Origin of the sequence: Duffyella sp. Ts4 (genome assembly GCF_051851875.1) — a bacterium.
GTDB lineage: Bacteria > Pseudomonadota > Gammaproteobacteria > Enterobacterales > Enterobacteriaceae > Duffyella > Duffyella gerundensis.
This window is the reverse complement of sequence record NZ_JBLYPN010000005.1, coordinates 1-17,054: the sequence shown is the minus strand read 5'-3', so window position 1 is coordinate 17,054 and position 17,054 is coordinate 1. Positions and strand designations below refer to the sequence as shown.

The 17,054-nt window shown below is 53.8% G+C and carries 17 protein-coding genes; 9 read left to right on the top strand and 8 right to left on the bottom strand.

Annotation, left to right across the window (positions count from 1 at the left end; translation table 11 throughout):
• Positions 1-27: 27 nt before the first annotated feature.
• From dnaE to ACJY2L_RS09915, 6 genes are all read left to right on the top strand, one after another.
• Positions 28-3,510 (top strand): DNA polymerase III subunit alpha, encoded by a 3,483-nt coding sequence (gene dnaE / locus ACJY2L_RS09940; RefSeq protein ID WP_439213542.1) that lies wholly within the window; start codon positions 28-30, stop codon positions 3,508-3,510.
• 12 nt (positions 3,511-3,522) lie between these two features.
• A complete protein-coding gene (gene accA / locus ACJY2L_RS09935) occupies positions 3,523-4,482 on the top strand; it encodes an acetyl-CoA carboxylase carboxyl transferase subunit alpha (protein WP_439213540.1) in 960 nt (319 codons plus the stop codon).
• A gap of 126 nt (positions 4,483-4,608) precedes the next feature.
• A complete protein-coding gene (locus ACJY2L_RS09930; protein ID WP_209500508.1) occupies positions 4,609-6,759 on the top strand; it encodes a lysine decarboxylase LdcC in 2,151 nt (716 codons plus the stop codon).
• A gap of 75 nt (positions 6,760-6,834) precedes the next feature.
• Entirely contained in the window at positions 6,835-7,224 is a 390-nt protein-coding gene (locus ACJY2L_RS09925) for a VOC family protein (RefSeq protein ID WP_187485902.1), read from the top strand.
• A gap of 51 nt (positions 7,225-7,275) precedes the next feature.
• Positions 7,276-8,574 (top strand): tRNA lysidine(34) synthetase TilS, encoded by a 1,299-nt coding sequence (gene tilS / locus ACJY2L_RS09920; RefSeq protein WP_439213537.1) that lies wholly within the window; start codon positions 7,276-7,278, stop codon positions 8,572-8,574.
• Positions 8,567-8,890, top strand: coding sequence for a c-type cytochrome (locus ACJY2L_RS09915; RefSeq protein ID WP_439213535.1), 324 nt, complete (start codon positions 8,567-8,569; stop codon positions 8,888-8,890). The genes tilS and ACJY2L_RS09915 overlap by 8 nt, the downstream gene beginning before the upstream one ends.
• A 33-nt stretch (positions 8,891-8,923) precedes the next feature.
• Here the strand turns inward: ACJY2L_RS09915 and rof are convergent, their stop codons facing one another.
• Both rof and ACJY2L_RS09905 read right to left on the bottom strand, forming a co-directional pair.
• Positions 8,924-9,187, bottom strand: a complete 264-nt coding sequence (gene rof / locus ACJY2L_RS09910; protein ID WP_067428135.1) for a Rho-binding antiterminator — start codon at positions 9,185-9,187, stop codon at positions 8,924-8,926.
• The gene (locus ACJY2L_RS09905) at positions 9,174-9,374 is read right to left on the bottom strand and encodes a YaeP family protein (RefSeq protein WP_071852482.1); all 201 of its coding nucleotides are present in this window, start codon (positions 9,372-9,374) and stop codon (positions 9,174-9,176) included. The genes rof and ACJY2L_RS09905 overlap by 14 nt, the downstream gene beginning before the upstream one ends.
• A 134-nt stretch (positions 9,375-9,508) precedes the next feature.
• Between ACJY2L_RS09905 and ACJY2L_RS09900 the strand changes: the two genes are divergently transcribed.
• Complete coding sequence (locus ACJY2L_RS09900; protein WP_067428136.1) at positions 9,509-10,063, top strand: YaeQ family protein; 555 nt, start codon at positions 9,509-9,511, stop codon at positions 10,061-10,063.
• Positions 10,060-10,470: an alternative ribosome rescue aminoacyl-tRNA hydrolase ArfB gene (arfB, locus tag ACJY2L_RS09895; RefSeq protein ID WP_439213532.1), complete on the top strand. Its 411-nt coding sequence runs from the start codon at positions 10,060-10,062 to the stop codon at positions 10,468-10,470. Before ACJY2L_RS09900 ends, arfB begins: the two co-directional genes overlap by 4 nt.
• A gap of 92 nt (positions 10,471-10,562) precedes the next feature.
• Here the strand turns inward: arfB and proS are convergent, their stop codons facing one another.
• The 6 genes from proS to metN form a co-directional block, all read right to left on the bottom strand.
• The gene (gene proS, locus ACJY2L_RS09890) at positions 10,563-12,281 is read right to left on the bottom strand and encodes a proline--tRNA ligase (protein ID WP_439213531.1); all 1,719 of its coding nucleotides are present in this window, start codon (positions 12,279-12,281) and stop codon (positions 10,563-10,565) included.
• A 94-nt stretch (positions 12,282-12,375) separates the two neighbouring features.
• Positions 12,376-13,083, bottom strand: coding sequence for a tRNA (N6-threonylcarbamoyladenosine(37)-N6)-methyltransferase TrmO (tsaA, locus tag ACJY2L_RS09885; protein ID WP_187485907.1), 708 nt, complete (start codon positions 13,081-13,083; stop codon positions 12,376-12,378).
• Complete coding sequence (gene rcsF, locus ACJY2L_RS09880; RefSeq protein ID WP_067428142.1) at positions 13,080-13,478, bottom strand: Rcs stress response system protein RcsF; 399 nt, start codon at positions 13,476-13,478, stop codon at positions 13,080-13,082. Before rcsF ends, tsaA begins: the two co-directional genes overlap by 4 nt.
• A 130-nt stretch (positions 13,479-13,608) precedes the next feature.
• Entirely contained in the window at positions 13,609-14,424 is an 816-nt protein-coding gene (locus tag ACJY2L_RS09875) for a MetQ/NlpA family lipoprotein (protein ID WP_067428144.1), read from the bottom strand.
• A 39-nt stretch (positions 14,425-14,463) separates the two neighbouring features.
• Positions 14,464-15,117 (bottom strand): methionine ABC transporter permease MetI, encoded by a 654-nt coding sequence (locus tag ACJY2L_RS09870; RefSeq protein WP_067428146.1) that lies wholly within the window; start codon positions 15,115-15,117, stop codon positions 14,464-14,466.
• Positions 15,110-16,141: a methionine ABC transporter ATP-binding protein MetN gene (metN, locus tag ACJY2L_RS09865; RefSeq protein WP_439213528.1), complete on the bottom strand. Its 1,032-nt coding sequence runs from the start codon at positions 16,139-16,141 to the stop codon at positions 15,110-15,112. Before metN ends, ACJY2L_RS09870 begins: the two co-directional genes overlap by 8 nt.
• Positions 16,142-16,326: 185 nt before the next feature.
• Between metN and gmhB the strand changes: the two genes are divergently transcribed.
• Positions 16,327-16,887 carry a D-glycero-beta-D-manno-heptose 1,7-bisphosphate 7-phosphatase gene (gene gmhB, locus ACJY2L_RS09860; RefSeq protein ID WP_439213527.1) on the top strand — a complete coding sequence of 187 codons (561 nt, stop codon included), beginning with the start codon at positions 16,327-16,329 and terminating at the stop codon, positions 16,885-16,887.
• Positions 16,888-17,054 lie beyond the last annotated feature (167 nt).

The window sequence follows — 17,054 nt, the reverse complement described above, 5'->3', positions numbered from 1 at the left end:
TTCAACCTGTTTTAAGCGGAAAATACTATGGCCGAACCACGTTTTATTCACCTGCACGTACACAGTGATTATTCGATGGTCGATGGACTGGCCAAAACCGGGCCGCTGGTAAAAAAAGCGGCAGCGCTTGGCATGCCTGCCATTGCCATTACCGATTACACCAACCTCTGCGGTCTGGTGAAGTTCTACGGTACGGCACACAGTGCTGGCATCAAGCCGATTATCGGCGCCGATTTCCATGTCGCCAGCGAGTTGATGGGCGATGAGCTCACCTATCTCACCGTGCTGGCCTCCAATAACGACGGCTATCAGAACCTGACCCAACTTATTTCGCGCGCCTATTTGCGTGGCTACGGCATTGCCGGTCCGATCATCGATCGTGACTGGCTGATTGAGCTGGGTGAAGGATTAATACTGCTTTCTGGTGGCCGACGCGGCGATGTCGGCCGCAGTTTATTACGTGGCAATCAGGCGCTGGTTTCACAATGCCTGGCCTTTTATCAGACACATTTTCCCGATCGTTATTACCTCGAACTGGTGCGCACCGGGCGTCAGGATGAAGAGAGCTACCTGCATGCCGCCGTTGAACTGGCCATTGCCGAATCGGTGCCGGTAGTTGCTACCAATGAAGTCTGCTTCCTGACCGAAGATGAGTTTGACGCGCACGAAATCCGCGTGGCGATTCATGATGGTTTCACCCTCGACGACCCCAAGCGTCCGCGTAACTACAGTCCGCAGCAATATATGCGCAGCGAAGAAGAGATGTGCGCGCTGTTTGCTGACATCCCGGAAGCGCTGGAAAACAGCGTAGAAATTGCGCGTCGCTGTAACGTCACCGTGCGCCTTGGCGAATACTTCCTGCCGCAGTTCCCTACCGGCGAGATGACCACCGAAGATTTTCTGGTAAAAAAATCCCGGGAAGGGCTGGAAGAGCGTTTGGAATTCCTGTTTCCGGATGAGGCGGTGCGTCTGGAAAAACGCCCGGCTTACGATGAACGTCTGGAGATTGAACTGACGGTGATCAACCAGATGGGATTCCCGGGCTACTTTTTGATCGTGATGGAGTTTATCCAGTGGTCAAAAGACAACGGTATTCCGGTCGGTCCCGGCCGTGGCTCTGGTGCTGGCTCCCTGGTCGCCTATGCGCTGAAAATCACCGATATCGATCCGCTGGCTTTTGATCTGCTGTTTGAACGCTTCCTGAATCCGGAACGTGTTTCCATGCCTGACTTTGACGTCGATTTCTGTATGGAAAAACGCGATCAGGTGATTGATCACGTGGCTGAAATGTATGGCCGCGAGGCGGTATCGCAAATTATCACCTTTGGTACCATGGCGGCGAAGGCGGTTATTCGTGACGTGGGACGCGTGCTGGGCCATCCCTATGGCTTTGTTGATCGCATCTCCAAACTGATTCCGCCCGATCCCGGCATGACGCTGGAAAAAGCCTTTGTCGCTGAGCCGCAGTTGCCGGAGATTTACGAGGCGGATGAAGAGGTTAAAGCGCTGATTGATATGGCGCGTAAGCTGGAAGGCGTTACGCGTAATGCCGGTAAACATGCCGGTGGCGTGGTCATTGCCCCAACCAAAATCACCGATTTTTCCCCGCTCTATTGCGATGAAAATGGCCAGTTCCCGGTAACGCAGTTTGATAAGAACGACGTCGAATATGCTGGGCTGGTGAAGTTCGACTTTTTAGGCTTGCGCACCTTAACCATCATCGACTGGGCGCTGAAGATGATCAATCCGCGCCGGGCGAAGCAGGGCCTTGAGCCGATTGATATTACTGCGATCCCGCTTGAGGATAAAAAAAGCTTCGACATGCTGCAGCGCGCGGAAACCACGGCGGTATTCCAGCTCGAATCACGCGGCATGAAAGATCTGATCAAGCGCCTGAAGCCGGACTGCTTTGAAGATATGATCGCGCTGGTGGCGCTGTTCCGTCCGGGGCCGCTGCAATCCGGCATGGTGGATAACTTTATTGACCGTAAACACGGCCGTGAAGCGATCTCCTATCCTGATATTCAGTGGCAGCACGAGTCGCTGAAACCGGTGCTGGAACCGACCTACGGCATTATTCTGTATCAGGAACAGGTGATGCAGATTGCGCAGGTGCTTTCCGGCTACACGCTGGGCGGTGCGGATATGCTGCGTCGCGCAATGGGTAAAAAGAAGCCAGAAGAGATGGCCAAGCAGCGCTCAGTGTTTCAGGATGGCGCCGAAAGCATGGGCATCGACGGCGAACTGTCGATGAAAATCTTCGATCTGGTAGAGAAATTTGCCGGTTACGGCTTTAACAAATCGCACTCGGCTGCCTACGCCCTGGTCTCCTATCAAACGTTGTGGCTGAAAGCGCACTATCCGGCGGAATTCATGGCGGCAGTAATGACCGCGGATATGGACAATACCGAGAAGGTGGTTGGCCTGGTGGATGAGTGCTGGCGTATGGGCCTCAAGGTGCTGCCGCCGGATATCAACTCCGGTCTGTATCAGTTTCACGTTAATGATGAAGGCGAGATCGTTTACGGCATCGGCGCAATCAAAGGCGTGGGTGAAGGCCCGATCGAGGCGATCCTTGAAGCACGTAACCAGGATGGCTATTTTAAAGAGCTGTTTGATCTCTGCGCGCGCACCGATACCAAAAAGATCAATCGGCGGGTGATGGAAAAACTGATCATGTCCGGCGCTTTTGATCGCCTTGGCCCACACCGGGCGGCGTTGATGAGTGCGCTGCCCGATGCGCTGAAAGCCGCGGATCAGCATGCCAAAGCGGAAGCCATCGGCCAGTCAGACATGTTCGGCGTGCTGGCGGAAGAGCCGGAGCAGGTGGAGAAATCCTATGCCAGCGTGACCCGTTGGCCAGAGCAGGTTCAGCTGGATGGTGAACGCGAAACGTTAGGATTGTATCTAACCGGGCATCCGATTAATCAGTACCTTAAAGAGATCGAGCGTTATGTTGGCGGCGTGCGCCTGAAAGAGATGCACCCAACGGAACGTGGTAAGATCATTACCGCAGCCGGATTAGTGGTGTCGGCGCGTGTGATGGTAACCAAACGCGGTAACCGTATCGGCATCTGTACGCTTGACGATCGATCCGGTCGTCTTGAGGTCATGTTATTTACCGATGCCCTCGATAAGTATCAGCATTTGCTGGAAAAAGACCGTATCCTGCTCGTCAGCGGACAGGTCAGCTTCGATGATTTCAGCGGCGGGCTTAAAATGACCGCGCGCGAAGTGATGGACATTGACGAAGCACGCGAAAAGTATGCTCGCGGGCTTGCTATCTCGCTGACGGACAGGCAAATTGATGACCAGCTTTTAAACCGTCTCCGTCAGTCCCTGGAACCCCATCGTTCGGGAACCATTCCGGTGCATCTCTACTATCAGAGAGAAGACGCACGGGCGAAGCTGCGCTTTGGTGCAGCGTGGCGTATTTCGCCCAGCGATCGTTTGCTCAACGATCTGCGATCGTTGATCGGTTCGGAGCAGGTGGAACTGGAGTTTGACTAAAACAGGAACATTATGAGTCTTAATTACCTGGATTTTGAACAGCCAATCGCGGAACTGGAAGCGAAGATTGATTCGCTTAAGTCGGTTGGCCGTCAGGATGAGAAACACGATATTAATCTGGATGAAGAAGTGCAGCGCCTGCGCGAAAAAAGCGTTGAGCTGACACGGAAAATATTCTCAGATTTGGGTGCCTGGCAAATTGCCCAGTTGGCGCGTCATCCGTTGCGCCCTTATACCTTTGATTATGTGCGTAACATCTTTACTGACTTTGACGAGCTGGCGGGCGATCGCGCCTATGCAGACGACAAAGCCATTGTTGGCGGTACCGCGCGTATTGATGGCCGGCCGGTGATGATCATTGGTCATCAGAAAGGACGTGAAACCAAAGAGAAGATTCGCCGTAACTTTGGTATGCCCGCTCCGGAAGGTTATCGCAAAGCGCTGCGCCTGATGGAAATGGCCGAGCGCTTTAAAATGCCGATCATTACTTTTATCGATACGCCGGGTGCTTACCCGGGCGTGGGTGCAGAAGAGCGCGGACAGTCCGAAGCTATCGCACGCAATCTGCGCGAGATGTCCGGCCTGAAAGTGCCGGTTATTTGTACGGTCATCGGTGAGGGCGGTTCTGGCGGTGCGCTGGCCATTGGCGTAGGCGACAAAGTGAACATGCTGCAATACAGCACCTATTCGGTGATTTCACCGGAAGGCTGCGCGTCGATTCTGTGGAAAAGCGCAGACAAAGCGCCGCTGGCTGCGGAAGCGATGGGCATTATTGCTCCTCGCCTGAAAGAGCTGAAGCTGATCGACTCGGTGATTCCTGAGCCGTTGGGTGGCGCGCATCGTCATCCACTGGAAATTGCAGCATCATTAAAATTGCAGCTGCTGGCCGATCTGGCCGATCTCGACGTGTTGAGCACCGAAGAGCTGCTTAATCGTCGCTATCAGCGCCTGATGAGCTACGGTTACGCCTGATCATCACCCCAACAAAGAAAGCGCAGGGCAGAATAGCGATATTCTGCCCTTTTTTATGTGCTTTTACCGACTGCCGCGCGGGTTTCGCTATGCTTATCCCTTGCTATCACCTTCAGGAGAAGAGCCTTGAATATTATTGCGATAATGGGGCCGCACAACGCTTTTTATAAAGATGAACCCATCAGAGAACTCGATCTGGCGCTCACTCGTCAGGGCTTTAAGTTGATTTACCCCCAGGATGCCAACGACCTGTTAAAGCTGATTGAACACAATCCGCGCATCTGCGGCATTATTTTCGACTGGGACGAATACAGCCTCGAGTTGTGCAGCGAAATTCATCTGCTCAACGAATACCTGCCGCTCTACGCCTTTATCAACACGCACTCTTCTTTTGATGTCAGCCTCAATGAAATGCGCATGGCGCTATGGTTCTTTGAATATGCGCTGGATGCTGCTGAAGAAATCGCGCAGCGTATCCGTCAGTATACCGATGAATATATTGATACCATTACGCCGCCGCTGACCAAAGCACTGTTCACCTATGTGAAAGAGGGCAAGTATACCTTTTGTACGCCAGGTCATATGGCGGGCACCGCCTTTCAAAAAAGTCCGGTCGGCAGCTTGTTTTACGATTTTTTCGGTGGCAATGCGCTGAAGGCGGATGTATCGATCTCGGTAACCGAGCTCGGATCGTTACTGGATCACACCGGGCCGCATCTGGAAGCTGAAGAGTATATCGCCCGCACGTTTGGTGCCGAGCAGAGTTATATGGTGACCAATGGCACGTCGACATCGAATAAAATTGTCGGTATGTATGCTGCGCCTGCCGGCAGCACGGTGCTGATCGATCGCAACTGCCATAAGTCGCTGACTCATCTGCTGATGATGAGCAACATTGTGCCAATCTGGCTCAAGCCGACGCGCAATGCACTTGGCATCCTCGGTGGCATTCCGAAGCGCGAATTCACCCGCGAGAGTATCGCTCTGAAGGTGGCACAAACCGAAAACGCCAGCTGGCCGGTGCATGCGGTAATCACCAATTCGACCTACGATGGTCTGCTCTACAACACGCAGTACATCAAAGAGACGCTGGATGTGCCATCGATCCACTTTGATTCCGCCTGGGTTCCTTACACCAATTTTCATCCTATTTATCAGGGCAAAAGCGGCATGAGCGGCGATCGTATGCCGGGCAAAGTGTTTTATGAAACGCAGTCAACGCACAAGCTGCTCGCGGCATTTTCTCAGGCGTCGATGATTCATATTAAAGGCGATTACGATGAGCAGACCTTTAATGAAGCCTACATGATGCACACCACGACGTCGCCGAACTATCCGATTGTCGCCTCAATTGAAACGGCTGCGGCGATGCTGCGCGGTAATCCGGGCCGCCGCCTGATAAATCGCTCGGTGGAACGCGCGCTGCATTTCCGGCGTGAGGTGCAGCGTCTGCGGGAAGAGTCAGAAGGATGGTTTTTTGATATCTGGCAGCCCGACGGCATCGATGAGGCGGAATGCTGGCCGATTCAGCCGGGTGACGAGGCGTGGCACGGTTTTACGCATGCCGATCGCGATCATATGTACCTCGATCCGATCAAGGTGACTATTTTAACCCCCGGCATGAGTGAGCTTGGCGACATGGCGGCTGAAGGGATCCCGGCGGCGCTGGTAGCGAAATTCCTCGATCAACGCGGCGTGGTGGTGGAAAAAACCGGGCCTTATAACCTGCTTTTTCTGTTCAGCATTGGTATCGATAAGACCAAAGCAATGAGCCTGCTGCGCGGTCTGACCGAATTTAAACGCGCCTTCGATCTGAATCTGCGCGTCAAAAATATGCTGCCCGATCTCTACGCAGAAGATCCCGACTTTTACCGCAACATGCGTATTCAGACGCTGGCTGCGGGCATTCATAACATGATCCGCCAACACGATCTGCCGCGTTTGATGTTGCAGGCATTCGATACGTTGCCGGAGATGAAAATGACCCCGCATCAGGCATTTCAGCAACAGGTCACCGGCAATGTAGAAACGGTATCCATTGATCGATTAATCGGCCGCGTTTCAGCCAATATGATTCTGCCGTATCCGCCGGGCGTGCCGCTGGTCATGCCGGGCGAGATGATCACCGAGGCGAGCCGGGCGGTACTCGATTTTCTGCTGATGCTCTGCACGATAGGCGAGCATTATCCTGGCTTTGAGACCGATATTCATGGTGCTACGTTAACGGAAGAAGGGCGCTATCTGGTACGCGTGCTAAAAGAGCAGCCGTCGACATAATCCAGAAAAGTCGTGCTTGCGGCGATGCGATGAGCGGCATAAGGTACGCGTCACAAAAAATTTTCAGGAGTTTCCATGTTAGGACTGAAGCAGGTTCATCACATCGCCATCATTGCCACCGACTATGCGCGCAGCAAAGCGTTCTATTGCGACATTCTTGGCTTCACGCTGATGGGGGAATTTTTTCGTGAAGAACGCAACTCGTGGAAAGGCGACCTGGCGTTAAACGGTCACTATACCATTGAGCTGTTCAGCTTTCCTGAACCGCCGGCGCGCGTCAGTCATCCTGAAGCCTGCGGCCTGCGCCATCTCGCCTTTAGCGTTGATGATATTGATGCGGCATGGCAGCAACTGCAGCAGCAGGGCGTAATGTGTGAACCGGTGCGTATCGATCCGCTGACCGGCAAGCGGTTCACCTTTTTTGCCGATCCCGATGGATTGCCGTTAGAACTTTATCAGGCGTAAAATAGTCAGCTGTCGGGCCGCACTGCGCGGCCCGCTCTGTTTGAGAGTGCCATGTCCCGTTTAGCCCATCTACATATCCTGCAATCCTGTCGGCGTCTGCTGGTGGCATTTAGTGGCGGGCTGGATTCTACCGTACTGTTGCATCAGCTGGCAGGCTGGCGGCAACAGCATGATGTCGAACTGCGCGCGATACACATACATCATGGCCTCAGCCCGCATGCCGATGAATGGGTTATGCATTGTCAGCAGCAATGCGCGCACTGGCAGATACCGTTAATCGTTGAGCGAGTTGCCGTTGACGGTCGCGAGGCGGGCATTGAGGGCGCGGCCCGTGCGGCGCGCTATGCGGCATTTCGCCAGGCGCTGCTGCCGGATGAAGTGCTGGTTACCGCGCAGCATCTTGACGATCAGGCAGAAACCCTGCTGTTGGCGCTGAAACGTGGCAGTGGACCGGCAGGCCTGGCGGCAATGCCTGCCACGCTCTCGCTGGGTGAACATCAGCTGGTGCGGCCGCTGCTAACGCAGTCTCGTGCGCAGCTTGTCGAGTGGGCACAGGCGCATCAGCTCAGTTGGATCGAGGATGAAAGTAATCTCGATACCCGCTTTGATCGTAACTTTCTGCGCCAACAGGTGCTGCCCATACTCAGCGCCCGCTGGCCACACTTTTCTCAGGCGGCGGCGCGCAGTGCGGCACTGTGCGGTGAACAGGAACAGCTGCTCGATGAATTGCTCGCCGTGTCGCTGTCCCAGCAGATACAGGGCAACGGATCGTTACTGATTCCACCGCTGCTGAATCTGAGCGAGGCGCACCGCAATGCGCTACTGCGCCGCTGGATTGCGCTACAGGGCGGCAAAATGCCATCGCGCGACGCGCTGACTCGCATCTGGCATGAAGTGATTCTCAGCCGACCCGACGCTGTGCCTTGCCTGCAACTCGGCCTGCATCAGCTGCGCCGTTATCGTAATGCACTTTACTGGCTGCCGCCATTTGCAGATATCAGCCAGCAGGTACTGCCCTGGCAGGCGCCCTGGGCCGCATTGCAACTGCCCGATAACCTTGGCATTGTGCATCGCGCCGACGCGGGTCAGCAGGTGCGTGCTCCACGTGAAGATGAAGGGGTCAGCATACGGTTTCAGGCGCACGGGCATGTTCATATTCTCGGCCGCAACGGTGGACGGAGTATGAAAAAAATCTGGCAGGAACTGGGTATTCCGCCTTGGCAGCGCGAGCGCACGCCGCTGATTTATTACAATGAACAACCGATCGCCGCGCCTGGCCTGTTTACCACCGTGCAGGGGCGCGACGATACCGATTCCGGCTGGCATATTTGCTGGCAACACCATGAGTAAGATAAGCATGAATAAAGGGATAATTGCGCTGCTGCTTATAGCCAGCGCGCCCGCTTTCGCCGCTGGCGACAGTAAAGCCGGTGAGCAAAAAGCCGCGGCCTGCGTGGCCTGCCATGGCGCCGCAGGCAAAGCAGCGGTGCCGCTTTACCCAAACCTTGCGGGACAACACGCCGACTACCTGGCGCATGCATTGCAGGCTTACAAGAAAGGTGAGCGTAATGGTGGTCAGGCAGAAGTGATGAAGGCGTTTGTGGCGGGATTAAGCGATGACGATATGGCAGATTTGGCGGCCTGGTACAGCGCATTGCAACCGTGAGAGAGGGCGGGAAAAGACCCCGCCCGCACCCGTTTAGTCAGCGTCGCTCATCACCACGGTGCCAATTTCTGGATGTTCAAAACTGGCAATATGATCGAGACGTAACTGTCGTGCTTCACCGGAAAGATTGATTTCCAGATACTCAACGTTTTTGCGCGATACCATGTCTACCGCTTCGGCCTTTAGCTTTTCGCCATCTTTCAACGCCAGCGATAACATCCATTTTTTCTGGCAGGCGAGTTCCAGGTTGTCATAGTCGTCGCAGTTGATCGGTGTATAGGCTTCATTCGTTAACATAATCGCTCACCAATAAGTTGGCGGCAGCATAGGCTGCCTGTTCCCTGACAGAAGAGTTTAGCGCAGAATTGGCGGCTATCTCATCGAGCGCTTTCAATGCACATCCGATAGCATCCGGGATATATCCCAGGTCACCGCTTCCAATTTCGGCATAACGTTGGCGAACCAGTTCACAATATTTATGCACTTATACCTCCCCTCAGAGCCTTTTTAGCTGGCTGTTTTCCACTATATCATAGGAAATTGCGTGAAATCAGCCGCCGTGAAGCGGAATGCTGTGCGTCTGGGGTACAATAGTGCGCAAAACCAGAGAGGAAAATCATGGCACTGAAAGCCACCATCTATAAAGCTAACCTGAGCATTGCCGATTTGGATCGTCAGGTCTATTTCGATACCAGCCTGACGCTGGCGCGCCATCCTTCGGAAACGGAAACGCGGCTGATGCTACGCCTGGCCGCCTGGCTCTGCCACGCCGATGAACGCCTGCAGTTTACCCGCGGTTTGTGCGCGGACGATGAGCCTGAAATCTGGCGGCTCAACGATCATCAGGGCATTGAGTGCTGGATTGAACTCGGCCTGCCGGATGAAAAGCGCCTGAAGAAAGCGAGCCATCGTTCGGCGGCGGTCTGGTTATATGCATACAGTGCTCGCGCAGCGACGGTATGGTGGCAGCAGCATCGCGATAAGCTGGCTCAGCTGAGTAACTTAACGGTGCGCTATTTGGATGATGAGCAGCTCGAAAAGTTAACCGCATTGGCGGCGCGTAACATGAATCTGCAGGCAACGGTGCAGGATGGCGTGCTGTGGCTCTCCGCTGAAGATCAGCATGTTGAGCTGCACTTTACCGAATGGCAACAGGTGAATCAGCCAGCATGATTACGCTCTCTCGACAGGTCACCCTCGCCGATAACGAAATTGAACTGACGGCTATCCGGGCGCAGGGCGCGGGCGGTCAGAACGTGAATAAATCTTCCACCGCCATCCATTTGCGTTTCGATATCCGCGCCTCTTCGCTACCGGATTTTTACAAGACGCGGCTGCTGGAAGCGACGCATCATCTGATTACGCCAGAAGGTATTGTGATCATCAAGGCGCAGGAGTATCGCAGCCAGGAGATGAACCGCGAAGCGGCGCTGCAGCGCCTGAAAAACCTGATCAATGAACTCACCGTGGTGGAAAAAGCCCGTCGTCCTACGCGGCCAACGCTGGCTTCCAAAAAACGCCGGCTGGAAGGCAAAACGCGCAAAAGCACGACCAAAGCGCTACGCGGTAAGGTGCTGTAAAAGCAGTGCGTTGGCAGGATATGCACGATGCTGATTAAAGCAGATACAAAAAAGCCACCGCAGAGGGTGGCTGAGAGAGTCAGGGTAGGGCGTTAGCCTTTAATGGCGCTAATCAGGAAGTCGACGATAGCATCTGTCTTGATCATCTGCTTTTCACCTTCGCGGCGCGCTTTGTATTCCACTTCTTCGCTGTCCAGATTACGATCGCCGATCACAATGGTATGCGGCACGCCGATCAGTTCCATATCAGCAAACATCACGCCTGGGCGCTCTTTACGATCGTCCAGAATGACGTCAATGCCGTGGCTGCGCAGCGTGTCATACAGCGTCTCTGCAACCTCTTTCACGCGGAAAGATTTGTGCATATTCATTGGCAGAATAGCAACCTGGAAGGGTGCCAGCGCGGCTGGCCAGATGATGCCGCGCTCGTCATGGTTTTGCTCAATCGCCGCCGCGACCACACGCGTGACACCGATACCGTAACAGCCCATCGTCAGCGTCTGGTTACGGCCTTCTTCGCCCTGAACAGACGCTTTCATCGCGTCAGAATATTTGGTGCCGAGCTGGAAAATGTGGCCCACTTCGATCCCGCGTTTGATTTGCAGCGTGCCTTTACCGTCCGGGCTGGCGTCGCCTTCCACCACGTTGCGAATATCAGCAACCTGCGGCAGCGGCAGATCGCGCTCCCAGTTAACACCGATAAGATGTTTACCGTCGCGGTTGGCACCGGCAGCAAAATCACTCATCTTCTCAACGCTGCGATCGATCACAATCGGCAGCTCCAGGCCAACCGGACCCAGCGAGCCCGGACCGGCACCGACAGCGGCGCGAATCTCTTCCTCGGTGGCAAAAGTCAGCGGTGCTGCGACCAGATCGAGTTTTTCCGCTTTGACTTCGTTCAGCTCGTGATCGCCACGGACCAGCAGCGCGACCAGCGTATGGCCGCTCTCTTCTGCAGCTTTGACCAGCAGCGTTTTTACCGTTTGGGTAATGGGCAGAGCAAACTGCTCAACCAGCGCGGCAATGGTTTTAGCGTCAGGCGTGTCGATCTCTGTCATATCCTGCGCGGGCTGGGCACGCTCACCGGCTGGAGCAACCGCTTCGGCCAGCTCAATATTGGCGGCATAGTCAGAATCGGTTGAGAAAATCACATCATCTTCGCCGCTGTTGGCCAGCACCTGAAATTCGTGTGATGCGCTGCCACCGATCGAACCGGTATCCGCCTGCACTGCGCGGAAATCCAGCCCCATACGGCTGAAAATCTGGCTATAGGCGCGGTACATCGCCTCATAGGTTTCCTGAAGCGATGCCTGTGAGGTATGAAAGGAGTAGGCATCTTTCATGATGAACTCACGCGAACGCATGACGCCAAAACGCGGGCGCACTTCATCACGGAATTTGGTCTGAATCTGGAACAGATTTAGCGGCAGCTGTTTGTAAGAGCTCAACTCGTTACGAATCAGATCGGTAATCACTTCTTCGTGGGTTGGACCCAGTACAAAAGGGCGATCGCTGCGATCGCTGATACGCAGCAGCTCCGGGCCATATTGTTCCCAACGTCCACTCTCCTGCCACAGATCGGCGGGCTGCACCACCGGCATTGAAATCTCAATCGCGCCCGCGTTGTTCATCTCTTCACGCACGATATTTTCGACTTTTTTCAATACGCGCAGGCCGGTCGGTAACCAGGTGTATAAACCCGAAGCGAGTTTACGGATCATGCCAGCACGCAGCATAAGCTGGTGGCTGATGACTTCGGCGTCAGAAGGCGTCTCTTTTTGAGTGGCAAGCAAATATTGAGTAGTGCGCATTGATTACGATTCCATGTGGACGGAAAGCCAGTTAACGGGCCAAAAATTGCTGGCCGCTAGTGTACCAGCGTCATGGAATCCTAAAAAGCGTGTTTTAACGTCGATCCACCGCAACCACCAGCGTGGCGCCGGCATCAATGCGCCAGCGCACGTTGAAATCAAGCAGCCAGGCAGCATACTCACGATCGGGTTCATCACCCTTGCGATAGGCGGGCCGCGGATCCTGTGCCAGCACGTCATGAATGAAGCGCTGCAGATGTGGAAAACGTGCCTGCTCATCGGCAATCTGCTTCAGCGCATGTTCGCTGAACGCTACCGGCATGGCGGCAGCCGGCGGCAGCTGAGCAAATCCGGCGCGTGCATCCGGTAATGCTTCGGCAAAGGGCAGATAGGGTTTGATGTCAATCACCGGCGTGCCATCAACCAAATCGAGACTACCCAACTGCAAAATCACCTGATTGCCCTCGCAGCGCACCGCTTTTAGCTCAACCAGCGACATGCCTACAGGGTTAGGGCGAAAGGTCGAACGCGTGGCAAAAACACCCATACGCGCATTACCGCCGAGGCGAGGCGGCCGCACTGTCGGCCGCCATCCCGCTGATTGCGTTTGATGAAATACAAACAGCAGCCATAAATGACTGAAGCTTTCCAGGCCGCGTACCGCTTCAGGTTGATTATACGGCGCCTGCAGATGCAGTTCTCCACCGCCGTCAGCGACTAAACCGGGCTGACGCGGAACGGCAAATTTCTCTTTCCACGGCGAATGAATCACGCCGATCTGCTCGAAAGAGAATGCACTCATTGGCTGCTAACTTTTAAAGCGGATCCCTGACAGATGGCCTGACGATGACAGCCTGCGCCACTGGTGATGATTTCGCATTTGTGCAGCAACACCGCGTTAGCCTTCATTGATGAGGCTTTAATCTGCATGCGTTTGCGTGCGGTATTCAGGTTGGCGGGGGAATCCTGCGTTGAGATCTGGCAATCTTCGCCAGAGACTTCGCCTAAATCACGAAAGGGCTTGCTGAGCAGATCGGTCGTATCGGTATAAATTTTTACCGGCGCCGGGCGCGGTGTCACTTTATGCGCGGGTGTTGTTTTTGAAGCAGGCAGCGGGGTGATCGGCTGATACGGCTTATGAATAAGGGAACACCCTGTCAGCATCAATGCTAACAAACAGAGCGGTAAAGCGCGCATGGGAACATCCTTATGTGTATACAAGTGGCGGTATTGAAGCAAGCTCGCTGATAAATGACAAGTCGCGGGCTGAAATCGCACCATAGAAAAAGGGCGACGTTGCCGCCGCCCTTTTTGTCGTGAAGAGGCCTTACCAGCCTTTCACGGCACCACCGTTAAAGATTTTTTCAGCGGCAGCGGCCACTTCATCAGAGTGATAAGCCTGAACGAATTTCTTCACGTTTTCCGCGTCTTTATTATCTTCGCGTGAAACGATCAGGTTAACGTATGGAGAGTCTTTGTCTTCCACGAAAATGCCATCTTTCGCTGGCGTCAGGCCGATCTGGCTGGCATAGGTAGTATTGATAACCGCCAGCGCAATCTGCTGATCGTCCAGAGAACGTGGCAACTGTGGCGCTTCCAGCTCAACAATCTTCAGCTTCTTCGGGTTCTCAACGATATCCAGCGACGTTGGCAGCAGGCCCACATCATCCTTCAGCTTGATCAGGCCCACTTTCTGCAGCAGCAGCAGGGTGCGACCAAGGTTAGTGGGATCGTTAGGAATGGCAATTTGCGCGCCTTCCTGCAGTTCATCAATGGATTTGATTTTTTTCGAGTAGCCTGCGATTGGGAAGACAAATGTGTTACCGACCGGCACCAGCTTATAGCCGCGATCTTTGATCTGCTGATCCAGATACGGTTTGTGCTGGAAGGCATTGGCGTCAATGTCGCCTTTGCTTAACGCTTCGTTAGGCAATACGTAATCGTTAAAGGTCACCAGCTCAACGTCCAGACCGTATTTCTCTTTGGCCACTTTCTGCGCCGCTTCAGCAACCTGCTGCTCGGCACCCACAATCACACCCACTTTGATGTGATTCGGATCTTTCTCTTCCTGACCACAACCAGCCAGCGCCATTGCACCCAGCAGCGCACCCACAGCGGCAATTTTTTTGAATGTAAAAGACATATCTTATCCTTAATAGTCGCAATAATTGATGTTGCTTGTTTATTTGTGAGTCACTGCGCGTACGATGCGGTCACCACAGAACTGAATTAAATACACCAGAATCACTAACAACACTAATACCGTATTCATCACAGTAGCGTTATAACCGACATAACCGTACTGAATGCCGATCTGTCCCAGACCGCCAGCGCCTACCGCGCCACCCATGGCTGAATAACCAACCAGCGTAATCAACGTAATCGTAGCGGCGTTGATCAGCCCCGGCAGCGCTTCAGGCAGTAATACCTTGCGGATAATCTGCATCGGTGTCGCACCCATTGCGCGTGATGCTTCAATTAAGCCGGTAGGTAGCTCCAGCAGGGTATTTTCCACCATGCGCGCAATAAAGGGTGCGGCGCCAATGGTAAGCGGCACAATCGCCGCCTGCAGACCGATCGACGTACCAACCAGCACGCGGGTAAACGGAATCATCCATACCAGCAGAATAATGAACGGAATAGAGCGGAAGATATTGACCAGCGCGGACACCGAACGGTACAGCTTCACGCTCGGCATAATCTGCCCTGGACGCGTGATATACAGCAGCACGCCGAAAGGTAGCCCCACCGCAAAGCCGAGAAAGCCCGAAACGAAGGTCATAACCAGCGTTTCCCATACGCCGCGGGCGAGTAACCACATCATTGCCTCAGACATAACCCAGCACCTCAACTTTCACATGATTTTCCTGCAGATAGGCAACGGCGGCCTGCGTATCCGTTTCGCTGCCGTGCATCTCTGCCAGCATGATGCCAAATTTAACGCCACCGGCGTAATCCATCTGGGCACTGATAATGTTGTTGTTCACATTAAAGCGACGAGCCGTCTCTGACAGCAGCGGCGCGTCGACAGATTTGCCGGTGAATTCCAGACGCAATAAAGGAATGCCGTTCTGTCCGACTGTGGCTGACAGGCGATCGGCATAATCTTCCGGGATATCGAGATGCAGCGTCGACTGAATAAACTGCTGAGCAAGCGGCGTCTTTGGATGAGAGAAAACTTCGCTAACCGTGTCTTTTTCAATGAGCTGACCCTGACTGATCACCGCTACCTGATCACAGATGCGCTTGACCACATCCATTTCGTGCGTGATTAACAGGATGGTTAAACCAAGGCGACGGTTAATATCCTTCAATAGCGCCAGGATAGAACGGGTAGTGGCGGGATCGAGTGCGCTGGTGGCTTCATCGCATAACAGGACTTTTGGATTGCTGGCCAGGGCACGAGCAATGGCGACGCGCTGTTTCTGTCCGCCCGACAGGTTTGCTGGCCAGGCGTCCTGTTTATCGGCCAGGCCAACCAGTTCAAGTAGCTCATTCACCCGCGTCTTAATCTCTTCACGCGAGGCATTACCCAGCTCAAGCGGCAGAGCAACGTTGCCGAACACCGTGCGTGAATTCATTAGGTTAAAATGTTGAAAGATCATGCCGATTTCACGGCGCGCTTCCGTCAGTGCTTTTTCAGAAAGAGCGGTAAGATCTTTGCCATCAACCAATACGGTGCCGGAAGTGGGGCGCTCCAGTAGGTTGACGCAACGAATGAGCGTGCTTTTACCGGCGCCGGATGCGCCAATCACGCCATAAATCTGTCCGGCCGGAACATGCAGGCTGACATCATTAAGCGCTGATATGGTGCGTGTACCTTGCTCGAACATTTTGGTTATGTTGTTAAGTTTTATCATTAATCTTTATTATCGTAATCAAGTTGCCCATGGTGTACCGACCTGGCTGTGCAGAACGGTCGAATTAGCTACGGATGTTAAGGCATCCAGACGTCTAAATCAATCGAAGTCATTCAATCCGCCATTCTCTCTTCTATTGCAATCATGCGATACTCAGCAGCATCTTTTGTAGCAGGAGCGTCTACGTGACCACTAAAGTCCCGGCAATTTTTCTCGATCGTGATGGCACCATTAATGTCGATCACGGGTATGTTCATGAAATCGACAATTTTCAGTTTATCGACGGCGTGATCGACGCTATGCGTGAACTCAAGGAAATGGGTTTTGCGCTGGTCATTGTGACCAACCAGTCTGGTATCGCTCGCGGCATGTATAGTGAAGAGCAATTCATGCAGTTAACGGAATGGATGGACTGGTCGCTGGCCGATCGCGATATCGATCTGGATGGCATCTATTTCTGCCCGCATATGCCAGATGCGCCGGTTGAAAACTATCGCCAGCAGTGTGACTGCCGCAAACCACAACCCGGTATGATTTTATCCGCAACGGAAGAACTGGATATCGATCTAAGCGCTTCTTATATGGTGGGTGATAAAATTGAAGATGTTATGGCCGGTAAAGCGGCGGGCGTCGGTAAAACCGTGCTGGTACGCAGCGGTAAGACTGTCACGCCTGAAGGCGAGTCGGCGGCAGATTGGGTAATAGAGAGTCTTGCATCGCTGCCCGCCCGTATAAAACAGGGATAAACAAGCCGCTTTGACTAACTTTTGAGCGAACGAAATAAAAGTTTAAAAAAGCACTTGTCAGCCCGCAGAAAATCCCTATACTGCGCCTCCACTGACACGGAACAACGGCTTGCACAGCGGCGCGTCAGGAGGTTCGGGAAGCTGAACCGCCGGAAAAAATCCTGAGA